Raw genomic sequence first — 18,967 nt, 5'->3', positions numbered from 1 at the left:
TTTATCCAGTTATGACGTGTTTTGGCAACGCCGGAACGATCGGCGGAAAGACGAAGCGGGCAAAAGCCCGCTCCGTGGATGGGCTCAGACGGTGCGGGAGAAACGTCCGCGCTGCTCGCCGCCGAGGTAGGCGTCGAAGGCCATGGCGACGTTGCGCATCATCAGCTGCCCTTGCGGCAGCAGGATCAGTGCGTCGTCACGCAGCTCCACCAGACCATCGGCGACATGCTCGGCCAGCTGGGCCAGCGAATCGGCGAAGTATTCGCGGAAGTGGATGCCATGCTTGCGCTCGATCGCCGCGTAATCAATGCGACCGTGGCACATCAGCGAGATGATCACGTCGCGGCGCAGGCGGTCGTCGGCGCTGAGCTGGTAGCCGCGCTGCACCGGCAGGATGCCCTCGTTCAGACGCGCGTAGTACTGCGAAAGCTCCTTGACGTTCTGGCTGTAGCTGTCGCCGACCTTGCCGATCGAGGAAATGCCGAGGCCGATCAGGTCGCAGTCGGCATGGGTCGAATAGCCCTGAAAATTGCGCTGCAGCGTGCCATTGGCGCGTGCGAGGGTCAGTTCGTCATCCGGCAGCGAGAAGTGGTCCATGCCGATGTAGACGTAGCCAGCCGCGGTCAGGCGCTGGATGGTCAGCTCCAGCAGCTCCAGCTTGCGCTCGGGCGGCGGCATGTCTTCTGGGCGGATCAGCTTCTGCGCGCGCACCAGGTCCGGCAGGTGCGCGTAGCTGTAGGCAGCGATGCGATCCGGGCGGATGTCGATGATCTTGTTCAGCGTGGTGTTGAAACTTTCCACGGTCTGCAGCGGCAGGCCGTAGATCAGATCGACGCTGACCGACTTGAACTGCGCATCACGCGCGGCCTGTACCAGCTCGCGGGTCTGCTCCTCGGTCTGGATGCGGTTGACTGCGGCCTGCACGCGGGCATCGAAGTCCTGCACGCCGAAGCTCAGGCGATTGAAGCCCAGTTTGCGCAGTGTGTGGATCTGCTCCGGGGTGACGGTGCGCGGGTCGACTTCCAGCGAAAACTCGTGATCGTCGCTGTCGTCCATGTTGAACGCCTGGTGCAGCGTCGCCATCAGGTCGGCCAGTTGCTCGCTGGTGAAATAGGTCGGCGTGCCGCCGCCCAGGTGCAGCTGGGTCAGCTTGCGCGAGCGATCGAACAGCGCGGCCTGCATGGCGATCTCGCGCTTGAGGTATTCGAGATACTCGACGGCGCGCTCGGTCTTGTGGGTGATGATCTTGTTGCAGGCGCAGTAGTAGCACAGGCTCTTGCAGAACGGGATGTGGATGTACACCGACAGGGCCTTGGGCGTAGGCGCCTCGTTGCTGGCGCGCGCGGCGTTGCGGTAGTCGTCGGCGGCGAAGGCTTGGTGAAACTGCGGCGCGGTGGGATACGAGGTGTAGCGCGGACCCGGGCGGTCATATTTCTCGACCAGGGCGCGGTTGAAGCTCGGCGTTTGGTCCATGTTCGGTTTCACCTTGCGGGTTGAAAGGGGGGAAGGCCGCGGCATGCGCCGGTCCGGCCGAGAGGCTGGCGCGGATTATCGCCGATTCGCGCACGCGAGCCGACTGTTTCCGATCAAGAAGTATGGCGGCAAACGCCGGCGCGACGCTTCCGCCGCAGACACGGCGCAGGGCAGGGCGCCCCGCGCCTCAGCGTTCAGAGCTTGAACTGGCCGACCAGACGGTTCAGTTCGGCAGCCAGACGCACCAGTTCCTCGCTGATCTGCGAGGTCTGGGTGGCATCGGCCGAGGTGGTGTCGGCGATCCGGCTGATGTTGGTGATGTTGCGGTTGATCTCCTCGGCAACCGCGCTCTGCTGCTCGGCAGCGGTGGCGATCTGGGTGTTCATCTCGTTGATCGTGCCGACTTCATCGGCGATGGCGCCGAGGCTCTGCGCCGCGCGGGCCACGCAATCGGAACCCGAGCGCGCGCGCGACTGGGCGGCGATCATCGCCTGCACGGCATTGCCCACGCCCTGTTGCAGCTGCTCGATCATGCGCTGGATTTCCTCGGTGGACTTCTGCGTGCGCGAGGCGAGGGTGCGCACCTCGTCGGCGACCACGGCGAAGCCGCGACCCTGCTCGCCGGCCCGCGCGGCCTCGATGGCCGCGTTCAGGGCCAGCAGGTTGGTCTGCTCGGCGATGCCGTTGATTACCCCCACCACGGTATCGATGCTGGCGCTGTCCGCTTCGAGCTGGCGTACGACGACGGCGGCCTTTTCGATGTCCTGGATCAGCGTGTCGATACCGTCCAGCGCCTCACTGGCCACGCGCACGCCGGATTTGGATTCGAGGTCGGCGTCGTTGGAGGCAGTAGCGGTCTGGTTGGCGTTGCGCGCGACTTCCTGCACGGTGGCGCTCATCTCGTTCATCGCCGAGGCGACCATGTCGGTCTCGCTGCGCTGCTCCATGACCGCACTGAGGGTTTTTTCCGCGACATGGGATACCCGGTCGGAAACATCACCCAGCTGGCGCGTCACACCAGCCACGGCTTCGAGACTGTGGCGGAACTTCTCGATCATGCGGTTGAACGCGTTGCCCATCGCGCCGATTTCGTCCTGCGCACCGATCGACACGCTGCGGCTCAGGTCTTCGTCGCGGGTCATCGCTTCCATCGTGTGGCGCATGGCATGGATACGGCTGATGATCACGCGGCGCACGGTGTAGATCATCACGCCAACGCCGGCCAGCAGCAGGAGCAGCTGGATGCCGCCGAGCAGCCAGATGTTGCGTTCGACTTCGGCGTCCAGCGCCTTGAGGTCGTAGCTGATGCGCACGGCGCCCATCACCGTGTTCTCGGCCACCTGGTGACAGGTCAGGCAGTTGGTGCCGCGATAATCGGCATGCGCCAGGATCGGGTTGATCACGGTCAGCACCCGACGACCGTTCTGCTTGGTGACCTCCATGATCGCCTTGCCGGCCAGGGCACTGCGATCCAAAGCATCCGCCGGCGCCTGATGGTCAAAACCGGCGCCGAAGGTCTTGATGACCGCATCGCCGCGCACGATGCGCGCATCGATCACACCGGGACGGGCGAGAATCTTCTGCCGCAGCACGTCGCGCTGGGCCATCGTGCCAGTCAGCATCATGGTGTTGATGCTGTCGAAATAGGAGTCGGCGGCATCCTTGGTCTGCTGTTCGACCACGTGCAGGACCAGGTTCTTCTCGGCGCTGGCCGCGATGTAGAGCGAGGCAGACATGATCAGCAGCAGCACGAGCAGCAGCGCCAGGTTGATCTTGGTCTGTACGGACAGTTGTCGAGGAGCGGGGGAGTTGGTCATGTTCGTCCTTAGATCTACTGCTGCACGCACATGCCAGGCGGTGGCAAGGCGGGCGCCAAATGACTGCAGACTCGCTATCGGCCTAATAGCCGCGTTCTTTAAAGGGAAATGGCGGCCTGCACGCCGGGCAACAACGATAGTGGCGATATGATATTTGCGATACGTACGGTTGACGTCACTCGGACGACAAACTTCAGTGAAATCATCGTGTTCGCTGATCTGGATCAGCTAAGCGCGGTTTCCGGAACAGGCCGTTTGCGACGCGGTTTGACGGTCTCGTTCGGGGCAGGATTTTTTGTATCACGAGGCCGCTGTAGAGCATTTACAGACGGGCCAATAGCCATTAGCGTGGCGCCCGCTGAACGGGACTGTTTGTTGGCTTGCGCGTAGTCCCGGCGGTTGCAAGGTCGGCGCACTTTCGGATTTGCCGCAGCCCGGCGAACCCCCTGTGATTTGCATGGTCGTAGCCTCTGCGTCGGGCTTCCGGCGAACCCCGCGAGGGCAGCTGCTATCTATCAAGGCAGTGCATCAACTGGAACCTTTATTTCAAGGACTCACATGATCAAGAAATGCCTTTTTCCCGCTGCCGGCTATGGCACGCGTTTTCTACCTGCAACCAAAGCCATGCCCAAGGAAATGCTGCCGGTGGTGAACAAGCCCCTGATCCAATACGGGGTCGAAGAGGCACTGGCCGCGGGCCTGACCGAAATCGCGATGGTGACCGGACGCGGCAAGCGCTCGCTGGAAGACCACTTCGATATCAGCTATGAGCTCGAACACCAGATTCGCAACACCGACAAGGAGAAGTATCTGGTCGGTATCCGCCGCCTGATCGACGAATGCACGTTCTCCTACACCCGCCAGATTGAAATGAAAGGCCTCGGCCACGCCATCCTCAGCGGCCGTCCGCTGATCGGCGACGAGCCGTTCGCCGTGGTGCTGGCCGACGACCTGTGCATCAACCTCGGCGGCGATCCGGTCCTGGCGCAGATGGTCAAGCTGTACAACCAGTTCCGCTGCTCGATCGTGGCGATCCAGGAAGTGCCGCCGGAGGAAACCAGCAAGTACGGTGTGATTGCCGGCGAAATGATCCGCGACGACATCTTCCGCGTCAGCCACATGGTCGAGAAGCCCAAGCCCGAGGACGCGCCGTCCAACCTGGCGATCATCGGCCGCTACATCCTGACACCGGACATCTTCGCGCTGATCGAGCAGACCGAGCCGGGCAAGGGCGGCGAGATCCAGATCACCGACGCGCTGATGAAGCAGGCGCAGGACGGTTGCGTGCTGGCCTACAAGTTCAAGGGCCAGCGTTTCGACTGCGGTAGCGCCGAGGGCTACATCGCCGCGACCAACTACTGCTACGAGCACTTCTACCTGAGCGGCAAGTTCTGATCGCAGAACGCGACGCGCCGCCGGACGAAATGGGCCACCTTCGGGTGGCCCATTCGTTTTTCAGGGCGCCGGCAATTCCTGCGCACCGGAACCGAGCGGCTGGCCGTAGCTGAATTCCACATAGTTGCCCGCAGGATCGCGCAGGCCGCAGTAATAGCCGACCGGATAGGGTTCATCGCGCGGTTCCCAGATCAGACAACCAGCCGCACGCGCCTCGTCGGCAATCGCATCGACCGCGGCGCGGCTGTCCAGGGCGAAGCCGAAATGGCTGTAGTCATCGCCCGCCAGCGCGCGGTCGTGTCCACCCGGCATGATCACGAAGATGAACTCGCGCTCCTTTCCGGGCTCGGCCATCCAGACGATGCGCGAGCCCTTGCCCGCGCGTTGGTGGAATACGTGCATGCCACAGAAACGCGAGTAGAAATCGATGCAGGCGTCCAGATCCGGCACATGCAGGGCGATGTGGGTAAGGGTAGGGGGCATGCGTCACTCCTCCGCTGATGGGTGCGCGATGGCTGGGGTATGCTGTCCCGCTCTAGAAGGAGACAACATCTCATGGCTTACGACTTCGATCTATTCGTCATCGGCGCCGGCTCCGGCGGTGTGCGCGCAGCGCGCTTCGCGGCGGGCTTCGGCGCACGGGTTGCCGTGGCCGAGAGCCGCTATCTGGGAGGCACCTGCGTCAACGTCGGCTGCGTGCCGAAGAAACTGCTGGTCTACGGCGCGCACTACGCCGAAGACATCGCCCAGGCACAGGGTTACGGCTGGACGGTCGAGGGCGCGAGCTTCGACTGGACGTCGCTGATCGCCAACAAGAACCGCGAAATCCAGCGCCTCAACGGCATCTATCACAACCTGCTGGTCGACAGCGGTGTGACCCTGCTGCAAGCGCATGCGCGCCTGGTCGACGCGCACACCGTCGAGGTGGACGGCAAGCACTACAGCGCCGAACACATCCTGATCGCCACCGGCGGCTGGCCGCAGGTGCCGGACATTCCCGGGCGCGAGCACGCCATCACCTCCAACGAGGCCTTCTATCTGGAGGCGCTGCCGCGGCGCGTACTGGTCGTCGGTGGCGGCTACATCGCGGTGGAGTTCGCTTCGATCTTTCACGGCTGCGGCGCACAAACCTCGCTGCTGTATCGCGGCGAGTTGTTCCTGCGCGGCTTCGACGGCTCGCTGCGCGATCATCTGAAGGACGAACTGATCAAGAAGGGCGTCGATCTACAGTTCAACGCGGATATCGCCCGCATCGATCGGCAAACGGACGGCAGCCTGCTGGCGACACTCAAGGACGGCCGGACGCTGGAAGCGGATTGCATTTTCTACGCCACCGGCCGCCGGCCGATGCTCGAGGGACTGGGGCTCGACACGCTCGAGGTGGCGCTGGACGAGCGCGGTTTCATCGCCGTCGACGACGAGTTCCGCACGTCGATTCCATCGATCCTCGCCATCGGCGACGTCATTGGCCGCGTGCAGCTGACACCAGTCGCGCTTGCCGAAGGCATGGCGGTGGCGCGTCGCTTGTTCAAACCGGAAGATTATCGTCCGGTGGACTACACCTGCATCCCGACTGCGGTATTCAGCCTGCCGAACATGGCGACTGTCGGCCTAACCGAAGAGGAGGCGCGCAAGCAGGGCCGCAAGGTCACCGTCTTCGAGAGTCGCTTCCGTCCGATGAAACTGACCATGACCGACAGCCTGGAACGCAGCCTGATGAAGCTGGTGGTCGATGCCGAAACCGATCGCGTGCTGGGTTGCCACATGGCTGGACCCGATGCCGGCGAAATCATGCAGGGGCTGGCCGTTGCCCTTAAGGCCGGGGCGACGAAGCGGGTATTCGACGAAACCGTGGGCATTCATCCCACGGCGGCGGAAGAGTTCGTCACCATGCGCACGCCTGCGTCGATCTGAACGGGCGAAGCCACAGGAAAGGAGGGCGCCGATCTGGCGCCCGACCGACGATACTCGATCAGTGATGCATGTGCGGGTTGGCAGCCGGCGGCGCGGCCGGTGCTTCATCGAGAATATCGACATCGGTGGTGATTTGGCCGGCATGTTCAAACTCGAGCGTCAGCTCGAAGCGCTCGCCAGCCGCCAACGGTTGCTTCAGACCGAACAGCATCACGTGGTTGCCGCTGGGTTGAAAACGGACCGTTTCGCCAGCCGGAACGGCTACGGAATCCACCTGTTGCATGCGCATCATGTCGCCTTCGTGCACATGGGTGTGCAGCTCGGCTTTCTCCGCGCGCAACGTGTGCGCGGCGTTCAGCCGATCATCCCGATCGCCCGCATTGTCCAGCACGAAATAAACCGCACCGTTAGCGGCGCTCGGCGGCATGGCACGCGACCAGGCCTGGCTTACCGAAACGGTTGCGGCCTGAGCTGGTGCAGATGATGAATGATGATGCTCCTGGGCGTTAGCAGCCAGGCAAAACGCACTCAGACAGATCGCGGTCAATAGGCGAAGCAGCATGGAAAGACTCCCGGTGAAATGGACGCCGCAACATAACACGCACAGTTGCACGCCACGAGGCAGTGCAGCGGACAGCGTCATGGGCCGGCATCTAACGTTGATGAGGATCAAAGGGCGGAGGATGGCTAGCGGTGACTCAGTATCGTTGTGGGCTACCAAGGATTCCTGCAAGGTGACAGCATGGAGATAAATATCCTATTTAACATAATATAGATTATGAGAACTAATAGATATCGACTGTAGGCGGGACAACAGCGTCAGCGCGCTATCCAGCGCGATGCTGAGTCTCTTCGTGTCCACTTTCTGCCCGTCACGACTGCGCATCACGGAATGCGGCGCGGAACTCGCTAGGTTTGAGGCCGGACTGTTTGCGGAAGAACCGACTGAAGTACGCCGCATCGGCAAAGCCCAGGTCGCGAGCGATCTGTTGGATATCAAGGCTGGTGTACGCCAGTTGCCGTTGCGCTTCGCGGACGATGCGTGCACTGACGATTGCGCTCGGTGATTCGCCGAATTGTTCGCGGCAGGCACGCCCCAGCGTGGCAACCGTGACGCCGAGCGCCTCGGCATAGTGACCGAGCGACCACTGCTGACGGTAATGCGCATCGACCAACTCGCGAAACCGCCCCAACATGGCCGAGCGGCGCCCGCGGGTCTGGATGGGAGTCGGTGCCGGGCGCTCAAGCCGCGTGATGCGCAGCAGCAATGCAGCCAGCAACGCCTGCCCGGCGGCCACGCTTCCGGGCGCCTGGCTGTCGGCTTCGGCCTCGATCAGCTCGAACAGCGGCCAGATCGGCTCGCTGCCATCGGCTGGCCACGGCAATGCCACAACCACCGGACGCTGCAGGAATGCCAGCAGATCGGCGGAAAGAATGCGCGCCGTCGACTCGAGCGGCCGCTGTGCCACCGTAATGACCGGGCCATCGGTCTCGGCGCTGTAGCGGAACGCATGCACCGTGCGTTGCGGCAACAGGATCAGGCATGGTGCCTGAAACGCCATGCGGCTGTTCTCCAGCGAAACCTCGCCGTGCCCCCGACGCACGTAGACGATCTGCAACAACGAATCGTGTTGATGCGGGCGAATTTCGCGCTGATGCGACTCGCCTCGCGTGCTGATCCACTCCAGATGCAGCAGGTTCTGCCAGCTCGGCAAGGCAGCCTGACCGTACAGCGCGTAGTTGGGTATGCGTTTGGTCATTGTCGTGATCCGGCGAGGCAAGACGGGCTTTTGCGGTGGTGGCGGACGCCTCGATAGGTCGTAATTGTCCTAGTGCTTGTTCTATTTGTCATAGCGAATTCGCGTTAAATGTAACTTCTTGTGTGCTCGCGTAGCGCCCTGTCACCTCCTCCCGGCGCACGCTTCTTCAGAACAGACTTGCTATGAACATGCCCACCTGGCGTGAATGGCTGTTTTCGGCCAAAGCGCTGATTGCTGCCCTGCTCGCGCTCTACATTGCCCTGGCGATTCCGCTGGACAACCCGTACTGGGCGATGGCCTCGGTGTATGTCGTCTCGCATCCGCTCTCCGGCGCGACGCGTTCCAAGGCGATCTACCGGGCGCTGGGCACCTTGCTCGGTGCTGCGGCGTCTGTCGTGCTGCTGCCGATGTTCGCCCAGCAACCGGTGATGCTGAGCCTGGTGATCTCGCTGTGGATCGGCGCCCTGCTCTTTCTGTCGCTGCTGGACCGCTCGCCGCGCAGCTACATCTTCATGCTGGCCGCCTACACGGTGCCGCTGGTCAGCCTGGCTGAGGTCAACCACCCGTCGACGATCTTCGATGTCGCACTGGCGCGCTCCGAGGAGATCCTGCTGGGGATCGTCTGCGCCAGCGTGGTCAATGCCGTGCTGTTTCCCAGCCGCATCGCCACCACGCTCGGCGCGAAGATGGGCGTGCTGCTGCAGGATGGTCGTGCAGCGGTCAGCCGCATGCTCAATGCGCGGCACCTCGGCGAGGCCGATCAGCGTGCGCTAAACGCGCTGCTGGTCGATGTGATGGGCCTGGACGGCATGATCAATCACCTGAGCTACGACAGCAGCAGTCATCTGTCGGCGACGCACGCACGCGAGTTTCGTGCACGCATGGCGATGCTGATGCCGCAGCTGATTTCCGCGGCGGACGCCTTGCACCGCCTGCAGGACGAACTGCATGGCCTGCTGCCGGAACTGGAGGAATACCTGCAGGATGTCGATCGGTGGATTCAGGGCGATGCGCCGGACGGGAGCGCCGAACAGCTGCGCGAGCGCGCCCAGCAACTGGCCGCCTGGCTCTGCGATACCCATCCGGCCCGCGCGTTGGCGATCGACAGCGGCCTGCGTCAGCTGCGCGCGCTGGTCGATCTCTGGCAGGATTGTCTCGATCTGCACCGGCAGTTTCGCGACGGCCACGCCGATGCGGCGCCGGCACTGCGCTACCACGTGCAGCAGCTGATCGGCGGTCCGCGCCACTACGATTACGGTCTGCTGGCGTTCTCCGCCGCGTCGGTTGCCCTGTCGATCTTCTGTCTTTGCATGCTGTGGTTCGTTTCCGGCTGGGAGTACGGCTACAGCGGCGTCTTCATCGCCGCGGTCGCTGGATGCTTCTTCGCCAGTCAGGACAATCCGGCCCCGTTCATCCGCTCGTTTCTGATCGCCACGTTGTTTTCCTCCGTCGCGGCGGGCATCTATTTGTTCGCGCTGATGCCCAACGTGCACGACTTCGGCAGCCTGGCCACCCTCCTCGCCGTGCCGCTGCTGTTGCTGGGAACCCTCGCCGGCCGCCCGCAACATGCCGGCACGGTGATCCTGGTGGCCGTGCAGACGATCTCCAATATCACCATTCAGGACAGCTATCGCGCGGACTTCCAGCTGTTCGCCGACATCGCATTGTCGACCGCGCTCGGCGTGATCTTCGCGCTGGTCTGGGCGCGCCTGAGTCGGCCGTTCGGCACGTTCTGGGCGGCGCGCCGGCTGGAACGGCATGGCTGGCTGAGCCTGGCCGAGCTGGCCGTGACGCGCCGCAAGCGGGATTACGCGACGGTCGCCTCGAGCTTCGTCGATCGCACCGCGCAGCTGCTGCCGCGCCTCACCCAGCTGGGCGACGACGGTCAGGCGCTGAACGATGCCACGCGCGAGCTGCGCGTGTGCTTCCGGCTGCTGGAGCTGCGCGAGCTGCACCTGACGCGAGGCAAAGAACAGCAGGTGCAAATGGTGCTGCAGCAGCTCCGCGAACACTTCCTCGCCTGCGCCCGTGCGCATCGCCAGCTGCCGCCCGCCGAAGAATTGCTGCAGGCCCTGGAGAGCACGCTGCGGCTGCTGCAGGACGATCCCACGCGCATCGCCCGCAAGGCCGCACAGGCACTGCACGGCCTGCGCCTGGCGTTGTTTCCCCACGCACCGGCCAGCGTGCCGATGCGACCGCCGCCGTCCGCGGCGGAACTTGCCGGAGCCTTCGCATGACCGGTCATCTGAATGTCTACGGCGTCTACGTGCCGGTGTTGCTGGTGGCGATGCTGGCCGCCTACGGCGCGAAGAGCGTGATCGCCGCGGTACTGCGGCGGCTGGGCTTTTACCGCTGGGTCTGGCACCCGCCGCTGTTCAATCTCGCCCTGTACATCCTCGTGCTCGGCGCCCTGTTCAACCTCGTACCCAGGATGTGAATGCGTGAAGAACTGGATACCCGCCATCGGCTCGGTGCTGCTCACCCTGCTGGCCGTGAGCGCCGCAGTTATCGTCAGCCTGCACCTGTGGGACTACTACATGGAAGCGCCCTGGACGCGCGACGGCCACGTTCACGCCGACATCATCCAGGTCGCGCCGGACGTTTCCGGGCTGGTGACCGAGCTGCACGTACGTGACAACCAGAAGGTCAGCCGCGGCCAAGTGCTGTTCGTCATCGACCAGGCACGCTTCGAACTGGCCGTCGACGAAGCCGAGGCCAATGTATTGGAGCGCCGCGCGCAGCTCGACCAGGCGCGTCGCGAAGCCAGGCGCAACCGCGTGCTCAAGGACCTCATTGCCGCCGAAACCGTCGAGATTGGCGACACCCAGGTCAAGCGTGCCGAAGCCGCACTGGCCACCGCCGAAGCCGCGCTCGGCGTGGCACGACTGGACCTCAAGCGCACCCGCGTGCTGAGCCCGGTGGACGGCTATCTCAGCGACCAGACCATGCGCGTCGGCGACTACGTGAAAACCGGCACACCTGTCTTGTCGATCGTTGACACCGACTCCCTGCGCGTCGAGGGCTACTTCGAGGAAACCAAGCTGCACGCCATTGCCATCGGCCAGCCGGTGGACATCCACATCATGGGCGAGTCGCAGCACCTGCAGGGCCATGTGCAGAGCATTGCCGCGGGCATCGAGGACCGCGATCGCGCACGCGGCAATTCGCTGCTGCCCAACATCGACCCGAGCTTCAACTGGGTCCGCCTGGCCCAGCGCATCCCGGTGCGGGTGGTGCTGGACGAGGGCCAGCAGACCGACATCCGCATGGTCATCGGCCGCACGGCGACGCTCTCGGTGCTGCCTTGGCCCGCCGCCACGGATGCGCAGCCGGTGAAGCCATGAGCCGCACGTCGCGCTGCGCGTCGCTCGCGCTGATCGCCCTGCTGTCGGCCTGCTCGGCCGTCGGCCCGGATTACCAGGTGCCTGACGAGGCGGTCATCAAGCAGGAAAAGGCGAAGCAATCCTTCGACCTCGCCGACAATGCCGCCGTCAGCGCAAGCACCCTGCCCGACGACTGGTGGCGACTGTACGACGACCCGCTGCTCGACCAACTGGTGCACGCGGCACTGGACGGCAACCGCGACGTGCGCCTGGCGTACCACAACCTGCGGCGTGCCTACGAGGGCTACCAGATGGCGCATCATGCGCAGGAGGTCGAGATCGGCGGCAGCGGCTCGCTCGCACGCGGCCAGCTGTCCAGCGAAGCGCTGGCACTGCATGAAAAGCTGCCGGTGATGAACCTCGCGGACGCCGGGCTGACCGTCGGCTATCAGCTCGACCTGTTCGGCAAGCTGCAGCGCGCCACCGAATCGGCCGCCGCCAGTGCCCAGTCCAGCCAGGCCGCGCTGGATACCGCGCGCATCACGGTGGTGGCGCAGGTCGTACGCGATTACGTCGAAGCCTGTCATGCCACCGAGGAACTGCACATCGCCGGGCAGTCGCTGGATATCCAGCAACGTCAGCTCGACGTCGCCGAGCGGCTGTTCGCCGGTGGGCGCGGCAATCAGATCGACGTCGCCCGCGCCCGCGCCCAGACCGAGGCGCTACGCGCCGAGCTGCCGCCGTTCGAGACGAAGAAGGCAGCCGCGCTCTACCGCCTGGCCGCCCTGCTCGGCCGCACGCCCGGCGACCTGCCACCGACGGTTGCCGCCTGCACGCATGCGCCACAGCTGAGCCAGCCGATTCCGGTGGGCGATGGTGCAGCTCTGCTCAAGCGTCGCCCGGACATTCGCGCCGCCGAACGGCAACTGGCCGCCGCCACCGCCGATATCGGTGTGGCGACCGCGATGATGTACCCCGAAGTCAGCCTCGGCGCCAGCGCGGGCTACACCGGCATGCTCGAGCACCTGGGCGATCCGATCACCCGGCGCTGGGCGTTCGGTCCGCATATCGCCTGGCACTTCCCGACCCAGGTCGACCGTGCCCGCGTGCGTGCCACCGAGGCCGGTGCCGACGCCGCGCTCGCCCGCTTCGATGGCGTGGTGCTCGACGCGCTGCGTGAAACCCAGACGCTGCTTGCCCGCTACGCCGACGATCTGCAGCGCAACCGCGCCCTGCGCCAGTCGCGCGATGCGGCCAAGGCAGCCGCCGAGTACAGTCGCACGCTGTATCAGGAGGGCCGGCTTGCCTACCTCGACAGTCTGGACGCCGAGCGAACACTGGCCGCCAGCGAAGCCACGCTCGCCGCGTCCGAGGCCCGGTTGTCACAGGATCAGGTCGATCTGTTCCTCGCCCTGGGTGGTGGCTGGACGACCGCCGCTGGCGCCGAGCCGGGCGTGGCCGCCACGCATTGAGCGCTCAGTGCGCGGTCGGCTGCAACGCGATGATCGCCATGCCGACCAGCGCGATGGTGGCACCGGCGATATCCCAGCGCGTCAGCGCGATGCCGTCGACCAGCCGCAGCCAGAGCAGCGCAACCGCGATGTACATGCCGCCGTATGCGGCATAGGTACGCCCGGCCGCCGTCGGGTGCAGCGTCAGCAGCCAGGCGAACAACGCCAGCGAAAGCGCGGCCGGCACCAGCAGCAGCGCACTCCTGCCCTGCTTCAGGACCAGCCAGGGCAAGTAGCAGCCGAGAATTTCCGCCAGCGCGGTCAGGGCAAACAGGCCCACCAGACGTAACAGTTCCATCGAGTTGTTCCTTGTTCAAAGGCCGGCCGGGCTGGCCATGTAGGAATGCCAGAGCCAGGCGAGCAGCCCCAGCCAGACGAGCACAATCACGCCCGCCGCGATCCGGTTGACGGGCCTTGGCGTCTGTTGCGCCTCCCAGGCCAGTGCCTGCTGGCGGCACTCATCCAGCAACGCCGCGGGCATCAGGCGCAGCGCCAGCCAGATCCCGAGCGGCAGGAGCAGCAGGTCGTCCAGATAGCCCAATAGCGGGATGAAGTCGGGAATCAGGTCGATGGGGCTGAGCGCATAAGCCACCACGCACAGGGCGATCAGCTTGGGCAAGCACGGCGTGCGCGGATGCCGGCAAGCGAACCAGAGCACCATCACCTGGTGCTTGAGCAGCCTGGCCCGGCGGCGGAGATCGTCGAGCATCATCAGCGAAGCGTCCTGGTAACCAATGCAGGCGGCTAGTCTGCGCGGTGTCGGGCGCGCGTCAAGCGCCGACAGGGGAAATGGTGGCGATACTTGCGCAGAACGAAACAACGCTTCTTCCCTTCATTCGATACAGGCACCATTCACGCATCAGTTGGGCCAGGGGGTAATGATCGATGGATATGCTGCAAGCCATGCGGGCGTTCGTTCGGGTAGTCGACGCCGGCAGCTTCACCGCGGCGGCGCTGCAGTCGGCGACGTCCACGGCGCAGGTCTCGCGTCAGGTCGCCGAGCTGGAGAGCCAATTGCAGGCGCGCCTGCTGCATCGCACCACTCGCCGTCTGGCGCTGACCGAAGTGGGCGAGCGCTTCCTGGAGCAGAGTCGACAGATTCTCGCCCAGCTCGAGCAGGCCCGGCTGGAGGCCAGCGGCGCCCACCTGACGCCACGCGGACGGTTACGCGTGCATTCGACCACCGGGCTCGGCATCCAGATGCTGGCCACGCTGGCCAGCCGCTACAGCGAGCAGTATCCCGAGGTGAACCTGGAGCTGATGCTCTCGCAGCGCCAGCCGGATCTGCTGGGCGAAAGCCTCGACGTGGTCATCACGCTTTCGCGCGAACTGCCGGATTCCGAACTGATCGCGCAGAACCTCGGCTCCGTGTTCAACCTGGTCTGCGCCGCGCCCAGCTACCTCAGGCAGCACGGCACTCCGGCGACCCCGCAGGAGCTGCAGCAGCATCGTTGCCTGCGTCTGGTCGATCCGGTGTTTGCCGATGCCTGGGAATTCAACGACGGCGACGCTGTGCACCTGATCCATCCGGGCGACACCTTCAAGGTCAACGTCGCCGAGGCGATGGCCAGCGCCGCCGAGGCCGGCATGGGCATCTGCCTGCTGCCCGACTACGTGGCAGCGCCGGCGCTGCAGCGCGGCACGCTGGTGCGCCTGTTGCCGGGCTTCCGCTTGCAGTGCAAGCACATTTACGCGCTGTATCCGTCACGACGGTTTCTCGATGCGAAGATCAAGACCTGGCTGGACTTCCTCAAGCTGGAGCTGCCCAAGGCATTCCATAGCTATCACCAGATCATTCAGAACCCCAACTATTGGGCGTGATTGTTGCTGATCAGGTAAAGGTCTATGACGGTGTGCGGCGTTTTTAACCGATACGACGCGGCGTATTCTGCGTCAGTGGCAACAGCGGTTTCCCTGCACCGCTAGACCGCCCGATCGAGTGCTCCTTCGCTCCCGCGGTCATTGCCCCTTTCGGGCCGCTCTCCTCGTTGCGGCCCTGTTTATTGCGCTGGCGCACCTCAGACGTGAGCCGGCTTCGGGCGGTACCCGGCTTGGCCCTGTCGACCGCCAGACACATCGTTAGAGGTTCGATATGAAAAAGCTGCTGTGTATCGCCAGTCTGGCGCTGTGCGCCCCGCTGGCCAATGCTGAAACCGCGGCCGCGCCCTATCAGTACGGTGACGAGCTGGACATTGCCGAGGTCGTTTCGCTGGAAGTTCCGGCCGGCGGCTGCGAGATCGTCGAGGCGAAGATGACCTACGTCGACTCCCAGGGCGAAACCCATGTGACGTCGTATCTGCGCCAGGGGCCGGACTGCCACAACTTCTGACCGCGAATGGCGTGTCGAACAGCAACGATGCCGACAGGCGCCGTTGCTGTTTTATTTTTGCGCTGTCGGCGAGCGTGCTATACCTCGCCGCGCTCCACCTTTCTCGCCTCCGGTCCTTCGTCGCCCAGCTCCTCGGCGAAGCGCACCTGATCGCCTTTTCGCAAGCCATCGAACGCGCCACCGGCCACGTCGCGCCGGTGAAACGGCAATTGCCGGCCGTCGGTCGTCTCGATCCGGCCGCGGCCTTGCCCGGCGTCCAGCTCGATCACCAGCCCCTGATGCTGCACCACGGGCGTGTCGTCGCCAGTCGTCGGTGCGCTGGATGATTCGTCGTACGATTTGTCCATGACGCTTACCTCGCTGTGATGGGTTGCGCGCGGCTCAACCGCCAAGGCGTGCGCGCATGTCGTCGTCGATGCGTTGTCGTACCTGCGGCAGCTCAGCCCAGGGATCCGCCTCGCCCAGTTCCTGCAGACGCTCGAACAGGTTGCCGACCGACCACAGGTTGGCGCCCTGCAATTCGCCCAGCTCGTCGCGGTGGATGGGCACGGAAACCGGCAGTCCCGGCCGGGCGCGAACCGAATAGGCCGACACCGTGCTGGCGCCGCGGCTGTTGCGCAGGTAGTCGATGAAGATGCGGCCGACGCGGTTCTTCGGTCCGCTGACGGCGGAAAAGTGGCCCGGCAGCAGCTTGGCGAGATAGCGGGCGATGGCATGGCTGAAGGTTTTCACTTCACTCCAACCATGCACCGGCGCCAGCGGCACGACGATGTGCAGTCCCTTGCCGCCGCTGGTCTTGAGAAACGACTGCAGGCCGATCTCGTCCAGCAGCGTCTGGGTCAGCTGGGTAGCCTCGACCATGCGTTTCCACGGCAAGGCGGGGTCTGGGTCGAGGTCGAGCACGAAGCGGTCCGGGTGCTCCAGCCCGGGGGCGACGGCATTCCAGGCGTGCAGCTCGATGGTGCCCATCTGTGCCGCACCGACCAGCGCGTCACGGCTGTCGATCACCAGCAGCGCGCCGTGCTTGTCGAGCGCCGGATCGAGCTGGGTGATGTGCGGGATGCTCAGCTTGTCCGCGTGCTTCTGGAAGAACAGCTCGCCGGTGATGCCTTCCGGCGCGCGCACCAGCGCCAGCGGGCGATCGCGCAGTTGCGGCAGCAGCCACGGCGCGAGACGGGCGTAGAAGCGCGCCAGTTCGAGCTTGGTAGTGCCACTGTGCGGGTCGATGACGCGTTCCGGGTTGGAGATGCGCACGCCGGTGTCGGCGAGCGGATCGTCCGCCTTGCGCCTGCCGCCCCGGCCGCGCGCCGCGCTAACCGGCCGGGCGCGCTCGCGGGTGATCGCCTGTGCCGGTTTGTCGGTGCGCAGGCCATGGAACACCGCATGCCGCACCACGCCCTGGCGTGTCATCTCGGCATAGGCCACTTCGCACATCAGCTTCGGTTCGAGCCATTGCGCGCCGCGCACATCGGTCGCCGGCGGCGCCTTGTCCAACGGACAGCGGGCGATTTCCAGCGCCTGCAAGCGCCGATGCAGGCTGGTTAGCGTCGCCACATCGAAGCCTGTGCCGACCTTGCCGGCGTAGCGCAGCTGCCCGTCATCGTCATGCAGCCCCAGCAGCAACGCACCGAAACCGGTGCGCGTGCCCTTGGGGGCGGTGTAGCCGACGATGATGAATTCCTGGCGGTTGCCGCACTTGATCTTGACCCAGCTGCTGCTGCGCTTGCCGACATAGCTGCTGCCGGCGCGCTTGCCGATCAGCCCTTCGAGCTTCATCTGGCAGGCGCTTTCGAGAATGCTCTGCGGCGCCTCGGTGAAATCCTCGGAAAAACGCAGCAGATCGCTATCGCTACGCGCCAGAACTTCACGCAACGCCGCGCGACGCTGCTCCAGCGGCACCTCGCGCAGGTCCAGCCCGTTCAGGTACGGCGCATCGAACAGGTAATAGAGGATGCCGCCACTGCGGCCGGCCTCGAAGGCATTCTGCAGCGCCTGGAAATCCGGCGTGCCGCTCTCGTCCGGCACCACCACCTCGCCATCGAGCCAACCCGATTGCAGTCCGAGCCCGGCAAGCGCGGCAGCCTGCTGCGGCATCTTCGCCGTCCAGTCATGGCCATTGCGGGTGAACAGCTGCACCCGCCCCGCATCAATGCGCGCAAGGATGCGGTAGCCGTCGAACTTGATCTCGTAGCGCCAGTCACCGCTCGGCACCGCATCCACCAGCGTGGCCAACTGCGGTGTCAGCGTGGCCGGCAGGTCGGCGGCAACGGCGCCCGGTAGCGCTTGCGGCACCTTGGTCGCCGCGCCCTTTCGCGTGCGACCTGGGCGCTTCACCGGCTTGGGCGGATCTTCCTCGGTGCGTTTGCGCGCCGTCCCGCGGCGGCGCGGCACCAGGGTGCGCTCGCTGAGCACGCTGTCCGGCTGGGCGGCGGTGACGTCATAATCGGCTTGCTCGCGCGCAGCCTCATCGCGGGATTTGATCAGGAACCACTGCTCCTGCTTGCCCTCCATGCGGGTACGCACCAGATTCCAGCTGCCGGCGAGCTTCTCGCCCTGTAAGGTGAATTTCAGCTTGCCCTTGCGATAACCGACCTGCGGATCACCGTCCGGTAGCCAGACGCCGCGATCCCAGACGATCACGTCACCGGCGCCGTAGTGCCCTTCGGGGATATGCCCCTCGAAGCTGGCATAGTCCAGCGGATGGTCCTCGACATGGACCGCCAGCCGGCGCACCGCTGGGTCCAGGCTCGGCCCCTTGGGAATCGCCCAGCTCTTCAGCGTGCCGTCGAGTTCCAGGCGGAAGTCGTAATGCAGTCGCGTGGCGTCATGTTTCTGGATGCAGTACTGCAGCGCCTGCTCGCTGCGCCGGGCGCGCTTACGCGTGCCAGCCGGCTCGGGCGTGGCGGCGAAATCACGCTTGCGCTGGTACTCGTCGAGCGCCATGACGCCCCGTCAATCCAGCTCGCCGGCGCTGGTGGAGGGATCGTCGTGGCCGCCGGGTGCCGAGTGTCGCGTCGGATCGGTGGACGGCTCCGCCTCCCGATCATGCTTGGGCGTGACCACCGGCCGGCCATCTTCGGTAACCGTGCGCCCCTGCTCGTCCTTGCGCGTTTCTACTTCTTCGTGCGGCGTCGGATTACCCATCGTGCTGGGCGGCGAGGCGCGATCGTCGCCAGGCGTGCCGGCCGGATACTGCGCCAGTGCGGGCAATGTCAGTACGCCGGCTAGTACCACCGCCAGGGATGCTTTCTTCATGTGGTCCTCCGCAGGTTTCGGTCCGCCTTAGCAGTTTTGTCATCCCCCTGCGGTATGAAGTTCAGCGAGGCCGATCGCCGGGCCGGCATGCCTTCCGATGAAAGGTCGCGGCCGAAAAGCGCCGCCTCACGGGGCTGCTGTCCCATGCTCGGCAAATGGCGCCAAACGGCGATTTACAACCGGCAAGCCA

At 64.9% G+C, this 18,967-nt stretch carries 18 protein-coding genes and 1 pseudogene; 8 read left to right on the top strand and 11 right to left on the bottom strand.

The features are described from left to right. Positions 1-84: 84 nt before the first annotated feature. The 3 genes and pseudogenes from hemN to U8L64_RS20290 form a co-directional block, all read right to left on the bottom strand. Positions 85-1,473: an oxygen-independent coproporphyrinogen III oxidase gene (gene hemN / locus U8L64_RS06095; protein ID WP_043296758.1), complete on the bottom strand. Its 1,389-nt coding sequence runs from the start codon at positions 1,471-1,473 to the stop codon at positions 85-87. A 194-nt stretch (positions 1,474-1,667) separates the two neighbouring features. Then, positions 1,668-2,396: a methyl-accepting chemotaxis protein gene (locus tag U8L64_RS20295; RefSeq protein ID WP_442965269.1), complete on the bottom strand. Its 729-nt coding sequence runs from the start codon at positions 2,394-2,396 to the stop codon at positions 1,668-1,670. A gap of 132 nt (positions 2,397-2,528) precedes the next feature. Continuing rightward, positions 2,529-2,681: pseudogene (locus tag U8L64_RS20290) on the bottom strand (HAMP domain-containing protein); the annotation flags it as partial. 1,167 nt (positions 2,682-3,848) lie between these two features. Here U8L64_RS20290 and galU point away from each other — a divergent pair. Next, positions 3,849-4,685, top strand: a complete 837-nt coding sequence (gene galU / locus U8L64_RS06085) for a UTP--glucose-1-phosphate uridylyltransferase GalU (protein WP_043296762.1) — start codon at positions 3,849-3,851, stop codon at positions 4,683-4,685. Between the two features lie 60 nt (positions 4,686-4,745). On the opposite strand, the gene U8L64_RS06080 is transcribed toward galU, so the two are convergent. Next, positions 4,746-5,168, bottom strand: a complete 423-nt coding sequence (locus U8L64_RS06080; RefSeq protein WP_333394838.1) for a VOC family protein — start codon at positions 5,166-5,168, stop codon at positions 4,746-4,748. A 72-nt stretch (positions 5,169-5,240) separates the two neighbouring features. On the opposite strand from U8L64_RS06080, the gene gorA reads away from it, so the two are divergent. Next, on the top strand, positions 5,241-6,599 hold the full coding sequence (gorA, locus tag U8L64_RS06075) for a glutathione-disulfide reductase (protein WP_156714450.1): 1,359 nt from the start codon (positions 5,241-5,243) through the stop codon (positions 6,597-6,599). Between the two features lie 58 nt (positions 6,600-6,657). Here the strand turns inward: gorA and U8L64_RS06070 are convergent, their stop codons facing one another. Further along, positions 6,658-7,161 (bottom strand): copper chaperone PCu(A)C, encoded by a 504-nt coding sequence (locus tag U8L64_RS06070; protein WP_333394992.1) that lies wholly within the window; start codon positions 7,159-7,161, stop codon positions 6,658-6,660. A 310-nt stretch (positions 7,162-7,471) separates the two neighbouring features. Further along, positions 7,472-8,359, bottom strand: coding sequence for a helix-turn-helix domain-containing protein (locus tag U8L64_RS06065; RefSeq protein ID WP_333394835.1), 888 nt, complete (start codon positions 8,357-8,359; stop codon positions 7,472-7,474). Between the two features lie 182 nt (positions 8,360-8,541). Between U8L64_RS06065 and U8L64_RS06060 the strand changes: the two genes are divergently transcribed. Genes U8L64_RS06060 through U8L64_RS06045 form a run of 4 tightly spaced genes read left to right on the top strand, consistent with a single transcriptional unit; the run spans position 8,542 to position 13,154 of the window. Further along, the gene (locus tag U8L64_RS06060) at positions 8,542-10,596 is read left to right on the top strand and encodes an FUSC family protein (protein WP_333394833.1); all 2,055 of its coding nucleotides are present in this window, start codon (positions 8,542-8,544) and stop codon (positions 10,594-10,596) included. Further along, the gene (locus U8L64_RS06055; RefSeq protein WP_043296772.1) at positions 10,593-10,796 is read left to right on the top strand and encodes a DUF1656 domain-containing protein; all 204 of its coding nucleotides are present in this window, start codon (positions 10,593-10,595) and stop codon (positions 10,794-10,796) included. The genes U8L64_RS06060 and U8L64_RS06055 overlap by 4 nt, the downstream gene beginning before the upstream one ends. Before the next feature lie 4 nt (positions 10,797-10,800). Then, positions 10,801-11,703: an HlyD family secretion protein gene (locus U8L64_RS06050; RefSeq protein ID WP_333394830.1), complete on the top strand. Its 903-nt coding sequence runs from the start codon at positions 10,801-10,803 to the stop codon at positions 11,701-11,703. Beyond that, positions 11,700-13,154 carry an efflux transporter outer membrane subunit gene (locus U8L64_RS06045; RefSeq protein ID WP_333394828.1) on the top strand — a complete coding sequence of 485 codons (1,455 nt, stop codon included), beginning with the start codon at positions 11,700-11,702 and terminating at the stop codon, positions 13,152-13,154. The genes U8L64_RS06050 and U8L64_RS06045 overlap by 4 nt, the downstream gene beginning before the upstream one ends. A gap of 4 nt (positions 13,155-13,158) precedes the next feature. Here the strand turns inward: U8L64_RS06045 and U8L64_RS06040 are convergent, their stop codons facing one another. Together U8L64_RS06040 and U8L64_RS06035 are read right to left on the bottom strand one after the other, a co-directional pair. After that, positions 13,159-13,491 carry a YnfA family protein gene (locus U8L64_RS06040; RefSeq protein ID WP_054094752.1) on the bottom strand — a complete coding sequence of 111 codons (333 nt, stop codon included), beginning with the start codon at positions 13,489-13,491 and terminating at the stop codon, positions 13,159-13,161. 15 nt (positions 13,492-13,506) lie between these two features. Then, positions 13,507-13,905 carry a YkvA family protein gene (locus U8L64_RS06035; RefSeq protein WP_333394825.1) on the bottom strand — a complete coding sequence of 133 codons (399 nt, stop codon included), beginning with the start codon at positions 13,903-13,905 and terminating at the stop codon, positions 13,507-13,509. A gap of 173 nt (positions 13,906-14,078) precedes the next feature. On the opposite strand from U8L64_RS06035, the gene U8L64_RS06030 reads away from it, so the two are divergent. Continuing rightward, complete coding sequence (locus U8L64_RS06030; RefSeq protein ID WP_333394823.1) at positions 14,079-15,014, top strand: LysR family transcriptional regulator; 936 nt, start codon at positions 14,079-14,081, stop codon at positions 15,012-15,014. Positions 15,015-15,285: 271 nt separating this feature from the next. Next, positions 15,286-15,522, top strand: coding sequence for a DUF2790 domain-containing protein (locus U8L64_RS06025; RefSeq protein WP_077683283.1), 237 nt, complete (start codon positions 15,286-15,288; stop codon positions 15,520-15,522). Between the two features lie 77 nt (positions 15,523-15,599). Here U8L64_RS06025 and U8L64_RS06020 read toward each other — a convergent pair whose 3' ends face one another. Genes U8L64_RS06020 through U8L64_RS06010 form a run of 3 tightly spaced genes read right to left on the bottom strand, consistent with a single transcriptional unit; the run spans position 15,600 to position 18,777 of the window. Then, the gene (locus tag U8L64_RS06020) at positions 15,600-15,869 is read right to left on the bottom strand and encodes a cold-shock protein (RefSeq protein WP_052079010.1); all 270 of its coding nucleotides are present in this window, start codon (positions 15,867-15,869) and stop codon (positions 15,600-15,602) included. A 34-nt stretch (positions 15,870-15,903) separates the two neighbouring features. After that, positions 15,904-18,465, bottom strand: coding sequence for a DNA ligase D (gene ligD / locus U8L64_RS06015; protein WP_333394818.1), 2,562 nt, complete (start codon positions 18,463-18,465; stop codon positions 15,904-15,906). 9 nt (positions 18,466-18,474) lie between these two features. Next, positions 18,475-18,777 carry a hypothetical protein gene (locus U8L64_RS06010; RefSeq protein ID WP_054094756.1) on the bottom strand — a complete coding sequence of 101 codons (303 nt, stop codon included), beginning with the start codon at positions 18,775-18,777 and terminating at the stop codon, positions 18,475-18,477. Positions 18,778-18,967 lie beyond the last annotated feature (190 nt).

It is taken from the genome of Pseudomonas sp. FIP_A4 (assembly GCF_036701605.1).
Classification (GTDB): Bacteria; Pseudomonadota; Gammaproteobacteria; order Pseudomonadales; family Pseudomonadaceae; genus Stutzerimonas; species Stutzerimonas phenolilytica.
Note: the sequence above shows the minus strand (reverse complement) of the source record. Positions and strands in the feature narration are given on the sequence as shown.

Excerpts from the sequence above, each read along its gene's own strand:
- hemN (WP_043296758.1), bottom strand. The coding sequence starts at position 1,473 with ATGGACCAAACGCCGAGCTTCAACCGCGCCCTGGTCGAGAAATATGAC.
- U8L64_RS20295 (WP_442965269.1), bottom strand. The coding sequence starts at position 2,396 with ATGGTCGCCTCGGCGATGAACGAGATGAGCGCCACCGTGCAGGAAGTC.
- galU (WP_043296762.1), top strand. The coding sequence starts at position 3,849 with ATGATCAAGAAATGCCTTTTTCCCGCTGCCGGCTATGGCACGCGTTTT.
- U8L64_RS06080 (WP_333394838.1), bottom strand. The coding sequence starts at position 5,168 with ATGCCCCCTACCCTTACCCACATCGCCCTGCATGTGCCGGATCTGGAC.
- gorA (WP_156714450.1), top strand. The coding sequence starts at position 5,241 with ATGGCTTACGACTTCGATCTATTCGTCATCGGCGCCGGCTCCGGCGGT.
- U8L64_RS06070 (WP_333394992.1), bottom strand. The coding sequence starts at position 7,161 with ATGCTGCTTCGCCTATTGACCGCGATCTGTCTGAGTGCGTTTTGCCTG.
- U8L64_RS06065 (WP_333394835.1), bottom strand. The coding sequence starts at position 8,359 with ATGACCAAACGCATACCCAACTACGCGCTGTACGGTCAGGCTGCCTTG.
- U8L64_RS06060 (WP_333394833.1), top strand. The coding sequence starts at position 8,542 with ATGAACATGCCCACCTGGCGTGAATGGCTGTTTTCGGCCAAAGCGCTG.
- U8L64_RS06055 (WP_043296772.1), top strand. The coding sequence starts at position 10,593 with ATGACCGGTCATCTGAATGTCTACGGCGTCTACGTGCCGGTGTTGCTG.
- U8L64_RS06045 (WP_333394828.1), top strand. The coding sequence starts at position 11,700 with ATGAGCCGCACGTCGCGCTGCGCGTCGCTCGCGCTGATCGCCCTGCTG.
- U8L64_RS06040 (WP_054094752.1), bottom strand. The coding sequence starts at position 13,491 with ATGGAACTGTTACGTCTGGTGGGCCTGTTTGCCCTGACCGCGCTGGCG.
- U8L64_RS06035 (WP_333394825.1), bottom strand. The coding sequence starts at position 13,905 with ATGATGCTCGACGATCTCCGCCGCCGGGCCAGGCTGCTCAAGCACCAG.
- U8L64_RS06030 (WP_333394823.1), top strand. The coding sequence starts at position 14,079 with ATGGATATGCTGCAAGCCATGCGGGCGTTCGTTCGGGTAGTCGACGCC.
- U8L64_RS06025 (WP_077683283.1), top strand. The coding sequence starts at position 15,286 with ATGAAAAAGCTGCTGTGTATCGCCAGTCTGGCGCTGTGCGCCCCGCTG.
- U8L64_RS06020 (WP_052079010.1), bottom strand. The coding sequence starts at position 15,869 with ATGGACAAATCGTACGACGAATCATCCAGCGCACCGACGACTGGCGAC.
- ligD (WP_333394818.1), bottom strand. The coding sequence starts at position 18,465 with ATGGCGCTCGACGAGTACCAGCGCAAGCGTGATTTCGCCGCCACGCCC.
- U8L64_RS06010 (WP_054094756.1), bottom strand. The coding sequence starts at position 18,777 with ATGAAGAAAGCATCCCTGGCGGTGGTACTAGCCGGCGTACTGACATTG.